18 protein-coding genes and 1 tRNA gene are annotated in these 14,945 nt (G+C 69.8%); 7 read left to right on the top strand and 12 right to left on the bottom strand.

The features are described 5' to 3' along the window. The first annotated feature begins 25 nt into the window (after nucleotides 1-25). From G4X40_RS16960 to G4X40_RS16950, 3 genes are read left to right on the top strand one after another with little or no spacing between them, the layout of a single operon-like run. Nucleotides 26-475, top strand: coding sequence for a hypothetical protein (locus tag G4X40_RS16960; RefSeq protein ID WP_277834139.1), 450 nt, complete (start codon nucleotides 26-28; stop codon nucleotides 473-475). Nucleotides 476-521: 46 nt separating this feature from the next. Next, nucleotides 522-929 carry a hypothetical protein gene (locus tag G4X40_RS16955; protein ID WP_277834138.1) on the top strand — a complete coding sequence of 136 codons (408 nt, stop codon included), beginning with the start codon at nucleotides 522-524 and terminating at the stop codon, nucleotides 927-929. Between the two features lie 25 nt (nucleotides 930-954). After that, a complete protein-coding gene (locus G4X40_RS16950) occupies nucleotides 955-1,392 on the top strand; it encodes a hypothetical protein (protein ID WP_277834136.1) in 438 nt (145 codons plus the stop codon). 65 nt (nucleotides 1,393-1,457) lie between these two features. Here G4X40_RS16950 and G4X40_RS16945 read toward each other — a convergent pair whose 3' ends face one another. From G4X40_RS16945 to G4X40_RS16930, 4 genes are read right to left on the bottom strand one after another with little or no spacing between them, the layout of a single operon-like run. Continuing rightward, nucleotides 1,458-1,913: a hypothetical protein gene (locus tag G4X40_RS16945; RefSeq protein ID WP_277834135.1), complete on the bottom strand. Its 456-nt coding sequence runs from the start codon at nucleotides 1,911-1,913 to the stop codon at nucleotides 1,458-1,460. 59 nt (nucleotides 1,914-1,972) lie between these two features. Beyond that, nucleotides 1,973-2,674: a DUF2637 domain-containing protein gene (locus tag G4X40_RS16940; protein ID WP_277834133.1), complete on the bottom strand. Its 702-nt coding sequence runs from the start codon at nucleotides 2,672-2,674 to the stop codon at nucleotides 1,973-1,975. Next, complete coding sequence (locus tag G4X40_RS16935) at nucleotides 2,671-2,838, bottom strand: hypothetical protein (protein ID WP_277834131.1); 168 nt, start codon at nucleotides 2,836-2,838, stop codon at nucleotides 2,671-2,673. The genes G4X40_RS16940 and G4X40_RS16935 overlap by 4 nt, the downstream gene beginning before the upstream one ends. Continuing rightward, the gene (locus G4X40_RS16930) at nucleotides 2,835-3,662 is read right to left on the bottom strand and encodes a helix-turn-helix domain-containing protein (protein ID WP_277834130.1); all 828 of its coding nucleotides are present in this window, start codon (nucleotides 3,660-3,662) and stop codon (nucleotides 2,835-2,837) included. Before G4X40_RS16930 ends, G4X40_RS16935 begins: the two co-directional genes overlap by 4 nt. 252 nt (nucleotides 3,663-3,914) lie before the next feature. Between G4X40_RS16930 and G4X40_RS16925 the strand changes: the two genes are divergently transcribed. Continuing rightward, nucleotides 3,915-3,974: transfer RNA gene (locus G4X40_RS16925), tRNA-Ser, on the top strand. A gap of 40 nt (nucleotides 3,975-4,014) precedes the next feature. Here the strand turns inward: G4X40_RS16925 and G4X40_RS16920 are convergent. Further along, the gene (locus tag G4X40_RS16920; RefSeq protein WP_277834129.1) at nucleotides 4,015-5,424 is read right to left on the bottom strand and encodes a DUF2252 domain-containing protein; all 1,410 of its coding nucleotides are present in this window, start codon (nucleotides 5,422-5,424) and stop codon (nucleotides 4,015-4,017) included. A gap of 232 nt (nucleotides 5,425-5,656) precedes the next feature. On the opposite strand from G4X40_RS16920, the gene G4X40_RS16915 reads away from it, so the two are divergent. Then, nucleotides 5,657-6,145 (top strand): SRPBCC family protein, encoded by a 489-nt coding sequence (locus G4X40_RS16915; protein ID WP_277834128.1) that lies wholly within the window; start codon nucleotides 5,657-5,659, stop codon nucleotides 6,143-6,145. Nucleotides 6,146-6,154: 9 nt separating this feature from the next. Here the strand turns inward: G4X40_RS16915 and G4X40_RS16910 are convergent, their stop codons facing one another. Both G4X40_RS16910 and G4X40_RS16905 read right to left on the bottom strand, forming a co-directional pair. Next, nucleotides 6,155-7,273 (bottom strand): AbrB family transcriptional regulator, encoded by a 1,119-nt coding sequence (locus tag G4X40_RS16910; protein WP_277834127.1) that lies wholly within the window; start codon nucleotides 7,271-7,273, stop codon nucleotides 6,155-6,157. A gap of 123 nt (nucleotides 7,274-7,396) precedes the next feature. Continuing rightward, on the bottom strand, nucleotides 7,397-8,506 hold the full coding sequence (locus G4X40_RS16905; protein ID WP_277834125.1) for a CaiB/BaiF CoA transferase family protein: 1,110 nt from the start codon (nucleotides 8,504-8,506) through the stop codon (nucleotides 7,397-7,399). Between the two features lie 76 nt (nucleotides 8,507-8,582). Here G4X40_RS16905 and G4X40_RS16900 point away from each other — a divergent pair, with 76 nt between their 5' ends. Then, nucleotides 8,583-9,239, top strand: a complete 657-nt coding sequence (locus tag G4X40_RS16900) for an alpha-ketoglutarate-dependent dioxygenase AlkB (RefSeq protein WP_277834123.1) — start codon at nucleotides 8,583-8,585, stop codon at nucleotides 9,237-9,239. A gap of 15 nt (nucleotides 9,240-9,254) precedes the next feature. Here the strand turns inward: G4X40_RS16900 and G4X40_RS16895 are convergent, their stop codons facing one another. The 3 genes from G4X40_RS16895 to G4X40_RS16885 all read right to left on the bottom strand — a co-directional run bounded on the left by G4X40_RS16895 (nucleotide 9,255) and on the right by G4X40_RS16885 (nucleotide 11,838). Beyond that, on the bottom strand, nucleotides 9,255-9,482 hold the full coding sequence (locus G4X40_RS16895; protein WP_277834121.1) for a hypothetical protein: 228 nt from the start codon (nucleotides 9,480-9,482) through the stop codon (nucleotides 9,255-9,257). A 13-nt stretch (nucleotides 9,483-9,495) separates the two neighbouring features. Continuing rightward, a complete protein-coding gene (locus G4X40_RS16890; RefSeq protein ID WP_277834119.1) occupies nucleotides 9,496-10,662 on the bottom strand; it encodes a fatty acid desaturase family protein in 1,167 nt (388 codons plus the stop codon). Nucleotides 10,663-10,725: 63 nt separating this feature from the next. Then, the gene (locus G4X40_RS16885; protein ID WP_277834117.1) at nucleotides 10,726-11,838 is read right to left on the bottom strand and encodes a ferredoxin reductase; all 1,113 of its coding nucleotides are present in this window, start codon (nucleotides 11,836-11,838) and stop codon (nucleotides 10,726-10,728) included. A gap of 158 nt (nucleotides 11,839-11,996) precedes the next feature. Between G4X40_RS16885 and G4X40_RS16880 the strand changes: the two genes are divergently transcribed. After that, complete coding sequence (locus tag G4X40_RS16880) at nucleotides 11,997-12,641, top strand: TetR family transcriptional regulator (protein ID WP_277834116.1); 645 nt, start codon at nucleotides 11,997-11,999, stop codon at nucleotides 12,639-12,641. Nucleotides 12,642-12,676: 35 nt separating this feature from the next. Here G4X40_RS16880 and G4X40_RS16875 read toward each other — a convergent pair whose 3' ends face one another. After that, nucleotides 12,677-13,279 (bottom strand): DUF4203 domain-containing protein, encoded by a 603-nt coding sequence (locus G4X40_RS16875; RefSeq protein ID WP_277834114.1) that lies wholly within the window; start codon nucleotides 13,277-13,279, stop codon nucleotides 12,677-12,679. Between the two features lie 92 nt (nucleotides 13,280-13,371). Continuing rightward, on the bottom strand, nucleotides 13,372-14,898 hold the full coding sequence (locus tag G4X40_RS16870) for a carboxylesterase/lipase family protein (protein ID WP_277834113.1): 1,527 nt from the start codon (nucleotides 14,896-14,898) through the stop codon (nucleotides 13,372-13,374). Nucleotides 14,899-14,945: the final 47 nt, after the last annotated feature.

Genomic DNA, 14,945 nt, shown 5'->3' with positions numbered 1-14,945 from the left:
CTACTCCCCAGCTAGGAGCTGACCTATGACCTACGCACCGAAGACCTGGGCAGATGGTCCGACCGGCGGGACGCCGATCAACGCGGCCGCCCTCAACCACATGGAGCAGGGCATCGCGGACGCGGTCCCGGCGGGCGGCCAGACGCTGCGCGTGGTCGTCGAGCACACCGGCGACGCGGCGCGGAAGGTCGGTCCCGGCGCCCACCTTGTCGGCGTGCCAATGCCCGCTGGGACGTTGTCGCGGCATCGGGTGCTCCTCGGCACCGCCGACGCCTCGGGGTCGACGATCGTGGAGCTGCGGAAGAACGGGACTGCGATCCCGGGCGCGACGGTGACGGTCACCGCCCCGGCGACGATGGCGGAGGTGACGGGCACGTGGACCGTCGCGGCAGACGATGTGGTGCAGCCGTATGTGACGCAGGTCGGCGCCACGCCCGGCAAGGGCATGGTGTCGGTCGTGACGGGGGTGTGCTGATGCTGAGGCAAGCCCCCCCCCCGCTGGCTCCGGGCGGCGATAGCTGATGGCCGTCTTCCTCTACATCCCGGCGGCCGATACTGCAGTGCCGTTGGGCGTATACCTGTCGGCGAACCTGGCGGTCGGCCCGTACACGTCCGCGCCGCTCTCGCCGATCGCTCCGCTGCCCGCCTGGCCGGACACGCAGATCACGGGCTCGTCCATCACGATCCCGTGGGATGCGCCCGCAACGGTCGTGTTCACGTGCCCGTCCGCGTTCCCGAACAACGGCACGTCGATCGTCCTGCAGGTCAACGGCACGCAGGTCGCGTCGGGCACCTCGTCGCCGGTCACGTGGTCCGGGACGCTCAAGTCGGGCGACACGGTGACCGCGGTCATCGCGCACAACAACGGCGGCATCATCAGCATCAGGGCCGGTGCCACCGACACGTTCGTGACGGTCGCCCCGGCCTGACCGTCACCCCTACGGGGGTGGCGTGATGGCGGTGTACATCTACGTTCCAGCGGCGGATGGGTTCACGCCGATGGGCGCCTACCTATCCGCCAATCGAGCGACGCCCAACGAGTACACGTGGTATCCGATGGCGCCGCTCGCCGTGCTGCCCACCTACGCCGACACGGTGCTGTCGGCGGATGGGAAGTCGATCCTCGGCCCGGCTGGTCTGGTGAAGATCACCGCGAAACTCACCTACAAGAACGACGGCAGTGTCAACCAGTGCGGCGCCCGACTGATCGTCGGCGGCACCGTCGTGCAAGCCCTCGACCCGCAAAACACCAACGGCGCCGTCAAGGACCTGTCGTGGACCGGAACCCTCACCGACGGTCAGGCCGTCGCCGTCGAGGGCGCCAGCCGCTGGGGGCCATCGATGGCGTCCGGCGCGACCTCGTCGTGGATCACCATCGAAGCGCTCGCTTGACCCTGGCCCCGCCGCACACCAGCGGCGGGGCCTATCGGCGTCTCTACCGGCGGCTGCGAGTTTCCTCACGGGACGGATGTGGTCGGCTGACCGCTGATCTCCAGCACGCCCTTCACGAACGCCTGGTAGAGGTCGTTGATTTCGTGCGCCTCGGGCCCGCAATCCAGCGTCGAGCCGATCGTGTCGCAGAACTCACCCTTGAAGGTGTCGGCCGACTTCTTGATCATCACTTCGACAGCCAACAGGTTCTCGATGTTGGTCGTCAGCGGCTCGTTCCTCTCGGCCGCAGCTACCTCAGCGGCAACGCCGGCCCGGGGCAGGGTGTTCTTCCGGCACCGGTCGGTGAGCGACAACGCTGGGCAGGTGTCCTGGTTCAACGGGCGCAGTTGGTCGCCGTAGCGGTCCCATAGCGTCGCCGGCGCGGCGGCATGCAACGGGTCAGCGGTCGAGTGGTCGTTTGCGCCGCACCCGGCCAGCGCTACAGCGGCGGCCGCGACGAGCACGGCGAGTGTGGTCTTCACAGGTTCCTCCCAGAGTGGTTGGTTCGGAGAGGTCTACCACACCCGCCGCACAACGCGATCTACCCGCTGACTGCGACGAGCGCCGGCACGGCGTCGGCAGTCTTGCGCCACCGTCGCACCGACGTCTCCGATGTGCCAACCGCTCGTGCGACGGCCCGCTGCGACATGTCGGTCGTCGCGAGCAGCCGCAGCGCCTCGTCGCGCATCGCGTCGCTGTCCTGTCGCGGCTGCGTCGCCTCGAGCTGGAACAGCACGGCATCCTCATGCGCCGGGGTGCGTTCCTGCTGGTCGTCGCAGGTGTCGCACTCGGGCGCCTCGAGGCGCTCGACGGGTGCAGCGTGCTGCTCGTCCCGTCCAGCGGGCTGTTCGATCGGTGCAGCAGACTCCCCGACCGCGTCGCGTCGCAGCTGGACCGCCAGGTGCGGTGCGACGAGCAGGCACAGCGGCGGGACGACTGCGACGAGTGCACCGGCCCATCCCGGCAGCGGCCCGGCGGGCAGGAGGTGCGCCGCCGCGCCCGCGACGACGGAGACGGTCGTCGACGCGGCGAGTAGCGACCATGCGTAGGTGCGGCGCGCCCGCAGTCGCATCACCGCGGCGGTCGCGACGACCGCGAGCCCGTCGACGACGAACGGCCACGTGTGCGCCATGACGAAGCCGTACCCGGCGCGGCCGGCCAGCGCGGCGAGGTTGCTGTAGCTGAGCGCGAACGCGAGGACGGCGATCGCGGCGGTGGCTGCGGCGTGCAGGTGGCGGGTCATCGGACGGTCCCTTCGGGTTGGTCGGCGATCGTGCGCAGGTCGTCCTCGAGCGCCCACAGCGCGCGGGCGTAGGACAGCGCGGCGGGCTGGTCGGGGGTGTGGGTCTCGACGGCCAGGCGGGCGCGGGAGGCGTCGAGGAGCTGGCGGATCTGGTCGGATGTCATGCGACGGCCGCCGTCCGGCAGGAGCAGCGCACCGCGCGTCCCTGCGCGTCGTCGGGAAGCCAGCCGTACTCGTCGCACTTGCCGCACTTCGGCGCGACGCGCACCGCCTGGCGCACCGGCAGCGCCTGCCAGAGCCGCAGCCAGCCGTTCACGTGCAGCGTGGGGTTCGAGTCGCGGTGCGCGCTGCGAGCGGCCGCGACGAGCTCGGGGATGCCGTGCTGGTCGATCAGCTCGAGGATCGCGCTGCGCTGCATGGCCCGGACGCGCCCGTAGCTGGCGGGCAGGCCCGCAGCAACCGTCGCGGACTCGAGGTCGGCGAGCTTGCCCGCGTCAGCGGTGTGGATCTCCTCGACCTTCTCCGACAACGACGACACCTGGTGCGCCGCGTGCTGGCGAGGTGCGCGCGGACGGTTGTTGTTGGTCTCAGTCCTTGGTGACTTAATCCTTGTAAGAGCGCCGGACTCTCCGACGTCGGCGCGACCGGTGTGCGATTTGCCAGGCTCCGGTGTGGGAGCACTGTCGACCGGTTCCTCGAAGATGGTCTGTTCGGTGTGCCAGCGGCCCCGCTCGTCCTGCCGCTTCTCGCGTACGAGGTAGCCGAGCTGCTCGAGCTCGCGCATGGCGGTACGGATCGCGTCCCGGCCCTCGGTCGGCGACTGGCGGGCGATCGCTTCGGATCGGGTGCGCCAGTCGGCAGGCTTGGACAGCAGCCACATGAGGACGCCGCGCGCGCGGAAGGACAGCCGGTCGTCGTTGAGGACGGCGTTCGAGATGATGGTGAAGTTGTCCGCTTGGCGCGGACCGCGGCGGACACCGCCAGACATACAGCTATGCTCAGACACGTCGAACTCCTTGACTAGTTCGGCCATGCCCCGGGGGTGTTACCAGCACCCGCCGGGGTCCTTTTCATTTGTCGTGACGATCATGGCACACGGCCTGCAGCGTCGGTAGCCGGTGCCCACATTTTGCCCACACTCTGCCCACAAACCACCGAAAACTACGAGAATCAACCAGCATCACTGAACAGCTCAAACTTGTTGCTACACTGTCGATTCAACCGATATGCGCAGGTCGCGGCCGGAGGCTGAAACGCTCTCCTAAAGCGGGTGTCGCAGGTTCGAATCCTGCCGAGGGCACATATGTTTGCTCGGGTCGGAGGTGTTTCCGCGCCTGCCGTCAGATGCCGGTGCGCGCCGTGACCCGGCCCTGCTCGATCGCGGCGAGCAGCGCGGCATGGTCCCGCGCATTCTGTTTCGCGTAGGCCTCGGCGAACGCCGCGACGGCCTCGTCGAACTCGGGTCCGGACCCGAGGTACTCCGCGATCGCGATCCGGTCCCCCGATCGGGCATGCGCGTAGGCGAGCGCGCGGCCGCACAACCTGCCGTACATCGTCATCCCGGTCGGTGACATCGCCTCGACCACCGCGGAACCCTTGCCGTCGCGCAATTGGCGCAGGTAGAAGTCGCGCCGCACCCCGTCGATGGTCCCCGGCCCCTGCTGCCAGCCGAGGAAGATGTCGCTGGCCGCCTGCATCAGCCGCTGGCCGTCCACGATCCGCTCGCCCTCGTTGGCGAAGGCCGGCCCGTCCACGTAACCGGCCAGCACCGACCGCTGCGCCTCCTTGGCCTGCAGGAACAGCGGATCATCGTCGTCCTTACCCCGGAACATCAGGATCCAGGCCCGGGTGCCGACGCTACCGACCCCGACCACCTTGCGCGCCGCCTGCACGAACTCGAACTGGTCCTGCAGCACGCGGTGATCCCACCGCAGCGTCGCCCGGTACTCCCGGATGCGCCCGCGTAGTTCGTCGTAGATCCGGTCGGCGTCCGCGTCCGCGAACACCTCCTCGATGGGAACGATCAGCGGCGGCAGGCTGACGATCTTCCGCTCGCCGTCGACGACCTCGGTCAGCCTCTCCAGGGCCTGCAGACTGTCGCGGTGCCGGGACTTCGCGAGCAGCTTGCGGGTGCGCTTCTTCGTGGAGGAGTCGAGTTCGTCGCGCAGATCCTCCATCTCGGCCGTGGGCTCGATGTGCGAGTACCACACCGCAAGGTTGCCCCGCTCCGCCTGCGCGAGCATCGTTTCGCGGTACTCGGCCGCACACGCCCGGGTGATCCGCTTTCGCTGCTTGCCGGTGAAGTCGTTCTCGCGTGCGGCCACCGCGAGACTCGCGACGAGCCGCTTGACATCCCATTCGAACGGGCCCGGGTACGTCTCGTCGAAGTCGTTGACGTCAAAGGCGAGTCGACGCTCCGGCGTCGCGAAGATGCCGAAGTTGCTCAGGTGCGCGTCGCCGCACAGTTGTGTGTGCAGCCCACTGTTCGGCGACCGCGACAGGTCGTCGGCCATGACCAGTGCCGCACCACGGTAGAACGCGAAGGGGCTGCTCGACATCCGTCCGTGACGGACCGGGACAAGCTGCGGTACACGGCTTTCCGCCTGCTTCTCGAGCAGGACGATCGGATCGCGCGGCCCGGACGTGTCGAGTTCGGCGAGCGCCTCCAGTGGGGTGGTCCGACGCGCCGCTCGGCCACGCTCGACCCGCTCGTCGACGGTCAGGCCGGCACTCACCTGCTCGGGCACCATGGAGCCCCCTCTCGATCCGGGTCGAATCTGCGCCATTGTGCACCGCTGATCGCCGCCGCCACCTCCGATTCGTCATCTTCCGTGATTCTGCCGGGCGCGCGGCGAATCCCGGGGCCCGCGGGCACAGGTCGGACTGCCGTGTTGGAATGTGGTGACACCCACACGTCTCCCTGCGCGACGACGGCACCGACCGATTCGGCGGCGGGGCGAACGAGCCGAAGGAGTCTTCACCATGCTCATGCGCGACACCCCCACCGTCGAGGTCACCGAGCGCCTGTCCTGCAGCCCCGAGCGGGCCTGGGAACTGGTCACCGACATCGAACTGCCCACTCGCGCGGCGGGTGAGCTCAAGCGGGCCGAGTGGCTCGACGGCGCGACCGGGGTCGCCGTCGGCGCCCGCTTCCGCGGCCACAACGCCAATGCCCAACTGGGCGAGTGGTCCACCGACCCGCAGATCGTCGAGGTCGAGGACGGCCGCCGCTGGGTCTGGAGCGTGGGCCCCGTGGACGATCCGTTCTCGTTCTGGGGCTTCGAGGTCGACGCCGACGGTGACGGTTCGATCGTCCGCCAGTGGGCCAAGGTCGGCACCGGACGCTCGCCGCTGACCGACTTCGTCGAGCAGCACCCCGGCAAGGAGGCCGCGATCCTCGAGGGCCGGATGTCGGTGTGGCGGGACGGGATGGCCGCCAACCTGGCGATGCTCAAGGCACTCGTCGGCTGACCCGGCCGATCAGGCGGCGTCCTCGACCGGCGCCGGTTCGACAGCTGCCCGGCGGGACTCGCGCATCGACTGCCGATGCGCGAGCCACCGCAGCAGCAGCGGGACCGCCAGGACCACCACCACGAGTCGCAGACTCTGCACGGTCGACACCAGCGGCACGTCCGTACCGGTGGATGCGGCGGTCGCCAGCACCGCGTTGATGCCGCCCGGCGTGGTCGCCAGATACGCGTCGACGAACGGGATGCCGATCAGCCGGCCCAGCGCCCACGCGATGCCGGCGCACAGCACGCACACCGCGCAGATGCAGGCCAGCACCTCCGGCAGCAGCCGACCCAGGTGACCGATCGTGGCGCGGGTGAACCGCAGCCCGACCTCGAGGCCGATGACCACCAGCGCCACGTCGCGCAGCGCACCGGCCGGCGCGAATCCGTGCACACCGGCCAGCGTGACCGCCATCGCCAGCAGCAGCGGCCCCAGCAGCACCGCCGACGGCAACCGCAGCCGCCGCCCGGCCACCGCGCCGACCACGCAGATCGCGGCCAGCAGGACCGGCATCCACGGTCCCGAAGCGATCCGGCCCAACCCGCCGGCGCTGCGCCTGCCCAGCTCGGCGGCGGGAATCCCGTTGCCACCGCCGCCGATCACCGCGACGACGAGCGGTGCCGACAACGCGACCAGGCCGACCCTCAGGTACTGCGAGAACGCCACCAGACGGCTGTCGGTCCCCTGATCGGTCGCCAGCGAGATGATCGCCGCCGATCCGCCGGGCGCCAGCCCGAGGGTCGCCGCGGCCAGGCTCACCCGCGGCGACCTCGCCAGAAGAGCCGCGATCCCCACACAGATGGCGATCGTCAGCAACGTCGCGGCGCTCAGCGGAAGTGCGGTCGGCGCAACCGATGCCAGCGCGGCCGAGGACAGATAGCTGCCCATGAGCACACCGACGAGCGCCTGCGCGGGCAGCCACGCCCGATGCGGGAACACACCGTGGACCACGCCGCCGACCGCCAGCACCGCACCGACCACCAGCGACCCCACCAACTGCGGGGCGGGGACGCCCCACCGCTCCCCCTGTTCGGCCAACGCGTAACAGCCGACGACCAGTCCCGCCCAGGCCGATGCGTGAACCACCGCGACACGACGGTCCCCACCCCGAAGCCTGTGGCCGGACACCAGTTCTACTTCCCCACGCGTTTCCTTCCCTTCGGGTCTACCACGCGCGGGCGCCACGCAACAGGAGTCGATCGCGCGCCGCTACCCCTCATCCAACGTCGGCGGCGGGGTCCGGTAGCGGGCGGGCGTCTCGCTGAGCCGGATCGGGTTCGCCACCTGACGGGCCGTTCGCCCGCCGGCTTCAACCGGGATCTCCACGATCGGGTCCAGCCCGAGCCGCTGCGCCAGCGCGAACGCGTCGGCCAGATCGTTGAGCGGGCCGCACGGCACCGCGGCCGCGGTCAACGCCTCGAACCACTCGTCGGCCGGCCGCGCCGCGAGGGTCGACTCGAGTACCGCGCACAACTCCTCGCGATGCGCGACGCGGGCCGCGTTGGTGGCGAAACGCTCGTCGACGCCCAGTTCCGCGAGCCCGAGCGCCTGCGCCAGTTTGCGAAATTGGCCGTCGTTGCCGACCGCCAGCACCAGCGGCCGGTCGGCGGTCGGGAAGATCTCGTACGGGGTGATGCTCGGGTGCCGATTGCCCATCGCGCGGGGCACGACGCCGGCCGACACGTACCCCGATGACTGGTTGACCAGCGCCGACAGCAGCGAGGACAGCAGGTTGACCTCGACCCGCTGCCCTGAGCCCGTGCGGTCACGGTGCCGCAGCGCGGCCAATATGCCGACGGCCGCGTGCAGGCCGGTGATGACGTCGACGACCGCGACGCCGACCTTGGTCGGGGTGGCCGGGTCCGGCCCGGTGATCGACATCAACCCGCCGACGGCCTGGACCAGCAGGTCGTAGCCCGGCAACTGCTGGTCGCGGCCGAACCCGGTGATCGAGCAGTACACGACACCGGGATTGGCCGCGCGCACCCGGTCGTAGCCCAGCCCGAGCCGGTCCATCGTGCCCGGCAGGAAGTTCTCGACCACCACGTCCGCACGCGCCACCAGTTCCCGGGCGCGCGCGAGGTCGGCCGGATCGCGCAGGTCCCAGGCCCGCGAGCGCTTGTTGCGGTTGACCGCCTGGAAGTAGGTGGCCTGATCGCCGGCCCACGGCGGTCCCCAGGTGCGGGTGTCGTCGCCGGAGCCGGGGCGTTCGATCTTGATCACCTCGGCACCGAGATCGGCGAGCAGCATGGTCGCGTAAGGACCGGCCAGCACGCGGCCGAAGTCCGCGATGAGCAGGTCGTCGAGTGCACCGGTCACAGCGCGACCCTAGCCGCCGGACCCCACCCAGCCTTGATCTCGTACATCTGTTCGAGCCCTGGGGTACCCTGGTGTCATGACCACGAAGGCACTCGAACAGTCCGGCCTGTTCGACCAGCCCGGACTGTTCGACGTCGCCGCCGACGGGCCGCAGTTCGAGCCGCTCGGCGGCCACGTGCATCGCACCGAACTGACCGACGGCGCCTGGGTGGAGGTGCGGCCCGGCTGGCTGACAGGGTCGGACGAACTGCTGCACACGCTGCTGGCAGTGGTCCCGTGGCGGGCCGAGCGCCGGCAGATGTACGACCGCGTGGTCGCGGTCCCGCGCCTGGTCAGCTTCTACGAGCAGGGCGCCGCACTACCCGACCCGCTGCTCGCTGCCGCCCGCGCGGCACTCGACGACCATTACCGCGACGAGCTCCGCGAGCCGTTCACCACCGCCGGATTGTGTTGCTACCGAGACGGTTCCGACAGCGTCGCCTGGCACGGCGACACCATCGGCCGAGGCCGCACCGAGGACACGATGGTCGCGATCCTCTCCCTCGGGGCGGACCGGCCGTTGCTGCTACGCCCCCGCGGCGGCGGGCCGTCGATGCGTTTCGCGGCCGGCCACGGCGACCTACTGGTCATGGGCGGGTCGTGCCAACGCACCTGGGAGCACTGCATCCCGAAGACCTTGCGCCCCACCGGGACCCGCGTCAGCGTGCAGTTCCGACCGTGCGGCGTGCGCTGAGGGTCGAGCAGCCGATCAGTCCTCGTCTTCGGGCAAGTCGTCGGAGCGGCGGCGAGCCTCGTCGGTGCGTGCCCGCCGGGACGCCTCGCGCATCTCGAAACCGTCGGTGATCAGGTCCCCGATCTCACGGGTCACGTCCCGCACGCACCCGGTGATGATCATCGCGATCCTGCCCACGTGGGTGGCCGCGGACTCGGTCAGCTCCTGCACCGTGTCCTTGTTGCGCTCGAACTTGCTCACCATGGCGGGGTACCTTTCAGGCGGCGGCGGGACGGCGTTCCACGATAACACCGGGCGTGGCCTGCGATTTCACCATGAACGGCGGCACCGCGAGCCGGAATATCTTGCCCCACACCGAGCCGATCTGCTTGAAGAACCCGCCCGTGTTGTACGGCAGTCCGTACTTGTAACAGAGCGCCTCGACCTGCGGCGCCATCTCCGGGTAGCGGTGCGCCGGCAGGTCCGGGAACAGGTGGTGCTCGATCTGGTGGGACAGGTTGCCGGACATGATGTGGAACAGCGGGCTGCCGGAAATGTTCGCCGAACCGATCATCTGCCGCAGATACCACTGGCCGCGGGTCTCCTCGCGCGTCTCCTCGACGGTGAACGTCTGCACACCCGACGGGAAGTGCCCGCAGAAGATGATCGAGTACGCCCACAGGTTGCGCACGATGTTCGCGCTCGCGTTGCCGATCAACGTGGTCAGGAAGAACGGGCCGCTGAGCACCGGGAAGACGATGTAGTCCTTGAGCACCTGGCGGCCGGACTTGCGCACCTGCCCCTTGAGCAGCGGCTTGAGGTCGGACCACTTGCGCTTGCCCTTGACGATGTTGTCGGCCTCGAGGTCGTGCAGCATCACGCCCCATTCGAAGAAGACCATCAGCAGGAACGCGTACACGGGGTTGCCCAGGTAATAGGGGCGCCAGCGCTGCCCCTCGTCCATACGCAGGATGCCGTAACCGATGTCCCGGTCCATGTCGATGATGTTCGTGTAGGTGTGGTGCATGTAGTTGTGCGAATGCTTCCACTGGTCCGCCGGGCAGACCGTGTCCCACTCGAACACCCGCGAGTTCAGCCCCTGCTCGCGCATCCAGTCGTACTGGCCGTGCATGACGTTGTGGCCGATCTCCATGTTGTCGAGGATCTTCGACACGCTCAGCGCGCCGACCCCGGCCAGCCACACCGGCGGCAGGAAAGGCACGTACATCAGCGCCCGCCCGGCGACCTCGAAGCCGCGCTGCGCCTTGATGATCCGATAGATGTATTCACGGTCCTCGTCACCGAGACGGGCGACCGTGCGGGCGCGCAGGTCGTCGAGTTCGCGGCCGAGTTCCTCGACCTGCTCGTAGGTGAGCACCGTCGGTTCCTTCGGGGCGGCGGTGTCGCCGAGGAAGGGGAGCCAGGAAGGGGTGAGACCGAACATGGGGATCTCCGTTCGCGTGAGGTTTCGAGTTGCCGAGGGCAGAGGGCGGGCCGGGGCGTCCGGTCAGATGTCGATGTCGACGTCACCGACGGGGACGTTGATGCACAGCTGGATGGGCCGGCCCGGGTCTGCATCGGTGTCGCCGGTCCGGATGTTGCGGGTGCAGCCCGACGTCTTGACGGCGGTGCAGGAGAAGCAGATTCCCATCCGGCAGCCGTACTCGGGGCGCAGGCCGGCGGCCTCGGCCTGCTCGAGCAGCGTCGCACCGCTGTTGTCCGCGGTGACGTCGCTGGCGGTGAACGAGACCCGGCCGGTGGCGTCCGCGTCCGGCGCGCTCGGCGCGGGCGCGAAGTCCTCGGTGTGCAGCCGGTCGGCGAGCCCCAACTCGTCGTAGACGCCGGCCACCGAACGCATCAGCGGCGGCGGGCCGCACAGGAACGTCTGCGCCGACCGGAACCAGGGCGCGACCGCTTCGAGGTGCGCGACGCCGAAGAAGCCCTCGAGGTCACCGCGGGCGCCGTCCGCGGTGCACCCGATCGCGACCGTGAGGTTCGGGTGGGCCGCCGCCAGTTGCCGCAACTGGACGAGGTCGACGACGTCGGCCTCGGCGTCGGTGTAGTGCAGGAAGGTGAGGTCGCCGGTGTACCCCTCCTCGTCGAGGGTGCGCAGCATCGACAGCACGGGGGTGATGCCGCTGCCCCCGCTGATGAGCAGGATCTGCGCCGGTCGGGAGTCCGGCAGCCGGAAGGTGCCCGACGCCTGCGCCAGGTCGACCACCATCCCGGGATGCGCCCGGCGGTTCAGGTACTGCGAGACCAGGCCGTCCGGATGCGCCTTGACGGTCAGTTCGATGCGGCCGTCGTCGCGGTACTGCGAGCACACCGGCGAATAGCAGCGGGTGTGCCGGACGCCGTCGATCACGACCCCGATCCGGACGAACTGGCCGGCCGCGAAACCCGTCCACTGCCGGGTGGGGCGCAGCGTCAGAGTGATCGAGCCCGGAGTAGACCGGTGTACAGCTGTGATTTCCGCGCGTAGGTCAGTCGCGGTCCACATCGGGTAGACGAGTTCGAGGTAGCGATCGAGCCGATGCGGCGTCACCATCGCTTCCATCAGTGACAATGCCGATCTTTGCAGCCAGCCTCGCGTGGCTGCCCGCTCCGTGACCAGAGCCATGACCCCTCCTCGCCCGCACTCAATCGTGCATTCAGTGGACAGTCGTACACTCAATAGTGTGACAGCAGGACACGGTCAGATGTCAACGAGATGAGGATGTGAGCCGCATTACAGACACCGCCTACGGAGACAGCGACCGCACCCATAGACTCGACGCCGTGAGCGAGCAGGCGGAGCAGAGCGCGACCGGCAGCCGGGCCGAACGCAAGGAACGCACCCGGCAGTCGCTGCTCGACGTCGCCCTCGGGCTCCTGCCCGATCGGAGCTTCGACAGCATCTCGATCCGGGAGGTCGCGCGGGGCGCGGGGATCGTGCCGACCGCCTTCTACCGGCACTTCGCCTCGATGGACGACCTCGGCGTCGCGCTGGTCGAGGAGTCGATGCGCATGTTGCGCCGGATGCTGCGCGACGCACGCCGCGAACCCGGCGCACGCAGCGCGAAGGCCTCCCTGGACATCCTGGTGCGTCAGGTGCACGCCCACGAGGCTCAGTTCCGCTTCCTGAACCGCGAGCGCCACGGCGGCGTCGCGGAGGTCCGCCGGGCGATCGCCACCGAACTGCGGCTGCTCGTCAGCGAATTGACCGTCGACCTGTCGCGGATGCCCGCGCTCGCCGACTGGCAGGCCGACGACCTCGATACGGCGGCCGACCTGATCGTCTCGACCATGCTGTCGACGGTCGGGGCGCTGCTCGACGTCGGCCGCCGCGGCGGCCACGAGGAACAACTCGTCGTCGACCGCGCCGAACGTCAGCTACGGATGATCATGCTGGGTATGGCCGGTTGGCGGCCCGGGCGGGTCTAGAGCGACCGGGCCCAACCCGGCGCCGGGCTCCGGGCTCACCCGGCGCTGTCGGCGGCCTTCTTCTTGCCGACCACCTGCACCTTGATCCCGAGCTTTTCGGCGAAGAGGTGGCGTTGGATCATCCACCCCGCCACGCTCAGGGCCACCCAGGCGACTGTCGCCACCAACTGCTTCCACCCCGGCTCCGGGTGCCGCAGGAAGTCGAGCACGTCGGTGGTCCGGCCCAGCCCGTTGAGGATCATGCTCGCGCCGCCGATCGATGTCAGCCACAACAGCGCCCGTTCCCGGTACTTGTCGGCGAGGAAGGCCGCCGCGACGGCCACTGCGATGATGACGATCGCGCTCAGCGCCCAGTCCTTGTCACCGGTCTGGACGACGTCGGCGGTGCGCGCGCCCACCAGTGCGCCGGCCAACCCTCCGACGAGATAGGCCGAGAACTTGAAGACCAACGTGGTGACCACCCACGAGGCGACCGCCCCGATGAGGCCGAACAGGAACAGCACCGACAGCGACGGGTTGAACAGGTCGGCCACGAACCAGCCGAGCCCGAATCCCAACGCGAGCACCGCGAGGTGCAGCGACCGGATGCCGTAGAAGCACAGCAGTGCCCCGATCAACACGACGATTATTCCGCTCACGCGCCCTCCTCGGTCCGGCCCCGGCCAGTGTCCGGTGGCCGCGCGGGCGCGCGCGTCACCCGAACGGGGTGAACCGGCCGAGGCGCCCCGGCTCAGCGGTAGCCGAGGTACCCCTCCCAGGCGCGCCGGCGTTCGCCGCGCGGGTCGCACTCCACGCGGTCGGTCGCATCGAAGATCATCGTCTTGCGGTGTTGTTCGTCGTAGGCCGGCCACGAGGACAGCGGCTCCCCGCCGCGGGCGAACGACAGCCAGTGCGCCTGCATCCGCTCGCTGAGCGCCCGCAACGCCTTCCGGCCGCCGAGCGGGGTCATCGACCTGCCCATCCCGGTGTCCGCCAAGCCGAACACGGGAATCAGCTCCATCGCATGGGTCGCGCCGAAGCCGATGGCCGTCAACGACGGCGTGGTGAAGTCGTACCGGTAGCTGTACGTCGGCGCGAACCGCGAATGCCCGGAGGCGCAGTCGGTCGACGGCTTCCAGAACAACGCGTCGCCGCCCAGATCCACCGCGGCCCGGCGGCGCGGGTAGTCGCGGTAGGCGGACGTCACCCGCGCCAGCGCGGCCGGTTCGGTCAGCGAGAACATCGTGGCGATCGACGATTCACTCAGCGGCAGGCCGTCTGTGAGGAACCTGGTGAACAGCGCGCCCTCACGGCTGTTGGTCCCGATCATCAGCGGCACCGCATGCGCGCTGCCGTCTGCCATCGCGTCGACCGGATGCTTCGGCAGGTAGTCGTCGTCGACCACCGGTGCGTACGCGAGCGTGCCGGGCGCGGCAATCAGACTGTCCTTCATGAACTTCCCGGCCGCCCGGCCGATCTCGCGCAGGCTCGCCCGGTCCAGGGCCGCCGCCGCATCGGACGGGTCGGCGCCGAGGCAGGCGACGAACTCGCGGCCCCACTGCGCCGACCGCTCCCGCCCGTAGGCCACTCCCGCATCGGAACTCTGCGCGATTCCGCGCGCGAAGAGGCCCTCCGCGGCCGGGGTGGCGAACAGCGTGGTCACGGCGTTGCCGCCGGCCGACTCGCCGAACACCGTGACGTTGCGGGGATCGCCGCCGAAGGCCTCGATGTTGCGCTGCACCCATTCGAGCGCCGCCACCTGATCGCGCAGCCCGAGGTTGCTGTCGATCGGACGGTCCGGCGTGGCGAAGTCGGTCAGGTCCAGGTACCCCAGCGGGCCCAGCCGATAGTTGAGCGAGACGTACACGACGTCGCCGCGTTCGACCAGCTTCTGTCCGCCGTAGACGCTGAGCGCGGAGGTGCCCAGCAGGTATCCGCCGCCGTGGATGAAGACCATGACCGGCCGGAGCGAGTCGGACGGGCGACGTGGGGCCAGCACGTTCAGTGTCAGGCAGTCCTCGCCGATCGGCTGCCGCCTGCCCGGGCCGATGACCGCACCGTAGGGCGGCTGCGGGGCGGCGAAGCCCCAGTCCAGCGCCCCGCGGACCCCGGTCCACGGGGTCATCGGCTGGGGGGCCCGCAGCCGCAGCGCACCGACCGGCGGGGTCGCGTAGGGGATGCCGCGCCAGCTCAGGAGGTCGCCGTGCACCCGGCCGCGGACGCGTCCCTCGGCGGTGGCGACCTCGAGGCCCGGCGCGGCGGCAGCGGTATCGGTCATGAACGGCACTATAGGGCGGGCCGGACGGTGCCCGGGACACCGCATCC

This window comes from Speluncibacter jeojiensis (genome assembly GCF_029589495.1).
In the GTDB taxonomy this organism is placed as follows: Bacteria; Actinomycetota; Actinomycetes; order Mycobacteriales; family Mycobacteriaceae; genus Speluncibacter; species Speluncibacter jeojiensis.
This window is presented reverse-complemented; position numbering and strand designations above follow the sequence as displayed.